Origin of the sequence: Marinobacter sp. (assembly GCF_041686475.1) — a bacterium.
GTDB lineage: Bacteria > Pseudomonadota > Gammaproteobacteria > Pseudomonadales > Oleiphilaceae > Marinobacter.
Map to the genome: position 1 here is coordinate 2,962 of NZ_JAWLDU010000104.1, position 2,666 is coordinate 5,627.

The 2,666-nt window shown below is 52.8% G+C and carries 5 protein-coding genes and 1 pseudogene; all 6 read left to right on the forward strand.

The genetic code is table 11. From position 1 onward, the window contains the following. A partial coding sequence (locus ACESMB_RS14520; protein WP_372971934.1) for a hypothetical protein occupies positions 1-773 on the forward strand: 773 nt, incomplete at its 5' end. Between the two features lie 72 nt (positions 774-845). Beyond that, entirely contained in the window at positions 846-1,067 is a 222-nt protein-coding gene (locus ACESMB_RS14525) for a DUF4177 domain-containing protein (RefSeq protein WP_372926823.1), read from the forward strand. Positions 1,068-1,070: 3 nt separating this feature from the next. Continuing rightward, positions 1,071-1,328, forward strand: coding sequence for a membrane protein insertion efficiency factor YidD (gene yidD / locus ACESMB_RS14530; RefSeq protein ID WP_372926824.1), 258 nt, complete (start codon positions 1,071-1,073; stop codon positions 1,326-1,328). Continuing rightward, complete coding sequence (locus ACESMB_RS14535) at positions 1,306-1,680, forward strand: TM2 domain-containing protein (RefSeq protein ID WP_372926825.1); 375 nt, start codon at positions 1,306-1,308, stop codon at positions 1,678-1,680. The genes yidD and ACESMB_RS14535 overlap by 23 nt, the downstream gene beginning before the upstream one ends. 127 nt (positions 1,681-1,807) lie before the next feature. After that, complete coding sequence (trxC, locus tag ACESMB_RS14540) at positions 1,808-2,248, forward strand: thioredoxin TrxC (protein ID WP_372971935.1); 441 nt, start codon at positions 1,808-1,810, stop codon at positions 2,246-2,248. Between the two features lie 197 nt (positions 2,249-2,445). Further along, a pseudogene (locus tag ACESMB_RS14545) lies at positions 2,446-2,666 on the forward strand (hypothetical protein); the annotation flags it as partial.

The following is a 2,666-nucleotide window of genomic DNA, read 5'->3' on the forward strand; positions in this document are numbered from 1 at the left end:
CTCGTTTGAAGGATTTGTATCCGGAGGCCCTGTATGTGCAGGCCAGCTATCATCAGTTCGATGATCGGGATGCTGATGAACAATACCCTGATGCTTGGTACCGCGAATTCAATATGCTTGACGAAACGCGGCAAATCTTACGTCTTGATAAAGTTACAGATGATCTGGCTGAAGTTGTGCGTTCAATCATTTATGGAGAGCGTGAGGAAATCGTTCGGGACGACCTCAGCTACTACAGCAGTTTCGAGTTTGAGTCCCGTAACGGCGATAATTCCAATTATCGATGTGACAGTAAAGAAGGCGTCATAACGACCTGGGAAGAGAAAACCTACGAGCTAACGAACTTGGTCAACAAGGAGGCCGGTGCGTTTGCCGATTGCCAAACGGTGGACTTTACCGACGAAACCTACATGAGATATGCGTTTGTTGAATACTCCGACGGCACGGCGGATTACAGCAGTCAGTTCATGTTTCACCCTCCGGCAACAGACTTGATACAGCTGAATGATTGGCTGGGGCTGAAGTGGCAGCTGGAATCATTGGGGCCCAGCGTTCTGGTAAACACATTCGAGGGGTTACCGTATGGGTTCATGGAAGTCGGCACGGGCGGCGCCAGCGCCTGGCACAAACAAAAACTCTACCCAGACGGCGAAAACACTATCCGGCTGTATAAGAACAACTCTGGGCAATACGAAAAATGGACGACATTTGCGGATGGAACAAGTCTGAAGGAATGCTCAACTAACGGCGTCGACTGGGAATCCTGCAGCTAGCCTTCGTTTTCGGCTGATGCCAAATTTCCCACGAAAACCAGGACAGATTCATTTTTCAATTAAGGAGATGTTATGACGGGTCAACGCTTTACCGAATACAAGATGGTCCATATCACGGAGGGCGGTTGTGGCACGTTGCTGCTGGGCTCCTCCGGCTTGCCTTTAAAAAAGATTGAGGCGGAATTGAACCGCTACGCGTCTGAAGGTTGGCAGGTTGTATTCCAGGTTCTGGAGATGAAGCGCTTCTGGCTGTTTTGGCAACGTGAATCTGTGATTGTTACGTTGGGACGTTAACCGGTGCTGAAGACGTTAGCGCTGAAGGCCATCGGGTTTTATCGTCGAACGGGTGGTGGCATCCGGTGGTTTGGCATCGACTGCAATTTTGAACCTAGTTGCTCTGCCTATTCCGAGGAGGCTATCCGGCAATTTGGTCTGCGCAAAGGGGTGGCATTAACGTTTCACCGTCTTCGGAGGTGCAACCGGCCGGACGCGATCTGTAAATGCATCGAGCCGGTCACGCGGGATATCGAGCATGTTGAAACAAGAAGAGGTTGATGCCGAGGAAGAGTTGCTTAGAAAGACGATCCGGGAGCTTTCAGATGATCAACGGGCAGAATTCTATCGCCAAGCCGGGAAAGCGGTTAAGGACCCGGATACATACGCGGCGCTGAACTGGTTTTTTATCACCGGATTGCACCATTTCTATCTTGGGCGCTGGCAGTGGGGACTGGTTGATATTGGCGCTCTGCTTGTTGCCATTTGGTGTTTCCTGGCAGGGCTGATTTGGGCGGGCGTTGGCCTGCTCGTGATCGTTTATTCCTGGGAGTTGTGGCAACTGTTCAGGTCCCAGATCATTGTTCAGGACTGGAATAATCGGCTTTATCGGGATCTGTTGCGTCGCTATTGACCAACGAAAGCGGGGTTGGGGACTTTCCCTGAGCTTCGGAAACTGCCTGCTTGCGCCCAACCCTTCTTGATTTTTATCGATCTGCCCCGATTGTTCAAATCAGTAAACAATCAGAGGCAGATTGATAATGACCGATATCCGACACCTCGTGTGTCCCCATTGCGACAAAGTGAATCGTGTGCCCGCCGACAAACTGTCATCCGGCGGCAATTGCGGTGCCTGCAAGCAGCCGCTCTGGCCGGATCAGGTTCTGGAGCTGGGGGACCAGAGCTTCAGTGCCCATACAGCACGTAGTGATGTTCCGGTACTGGTGGATTTCTGGGCCAGCTGGTGCGGCCCCTGTAAAGCGATGGCGCCTCAGTTCGAGCAAGCTGCGAAAGCCTGGCGGGGTAAAGTACGCTTTGCCAAGCTGAATACTGAACAATCGCCCGGGCCGGCCGGTCAGTTTGGCATTCGCAGCATACCCACTCTGATCCTGTTCCAGAATGGCCGGGAATTGGCCCGCCAGAGCGGAGCCATGAACCAGGCGCAGATCAGCCAGTGGCTGCAATCGAATGGTATTCGGTAGCCCCGGTCTTCAGCAGGTTCGTTAAATCACCATGCTCACTGATTGTATTGCTCTTTCAGGCGGCTCTCTTCGTAAAGGTCCACCGTTTTCATTCGTCGCAGGGAGGCATTGAAGCGCTGCCAGGGGGGGGTAGGCATACAGCCATAACCTGAACTACACTTCCTATGAACCTTCACCGGGATAGGGAGGCTCTCGACATGGCTGTCCGACCGAACGTAGTTTTATTCGATGTCCTTGAGACCTTGATTGATCTGGATCCGCTGGCGGCTCGACTGGAAGAGGTTGGCCAGCCAGCAAACACTCTGGAGCCCTGGTTTCTGCGCTTTCAGCGCGATGCCATGGCCCTGACTCTTGCCGGAGACGAGGCACCCTTCGAAGCAGTTGCACGGGAATCACTTCGCACGGAAACGAAGTACAC

Excerpts from the sequence above, each read along its gene's own strand:
- ACESMB_RS14525 (WP_372926823.1), top strand. The coding sequence starts at position 846 with ATGACGGGTCAACGCTTTACCGAATACAAGATGGTCCATATCACGGAG.
- ACESMB_RS14535 (WP_372926825.1), top strand. The coding sequence starts at position 1,306 with ATGTTGAAACAAGAAGAGGTTGATGCCGAGGAAGAGTTGCTTAGAAAG.
- trxC (WP_372971935.1), top strand. The coding sequence starts at position 1,808 with ATGACCGATATCCGACACCTCGTGTGTCCCCATTGCGACAAAGTGAAT.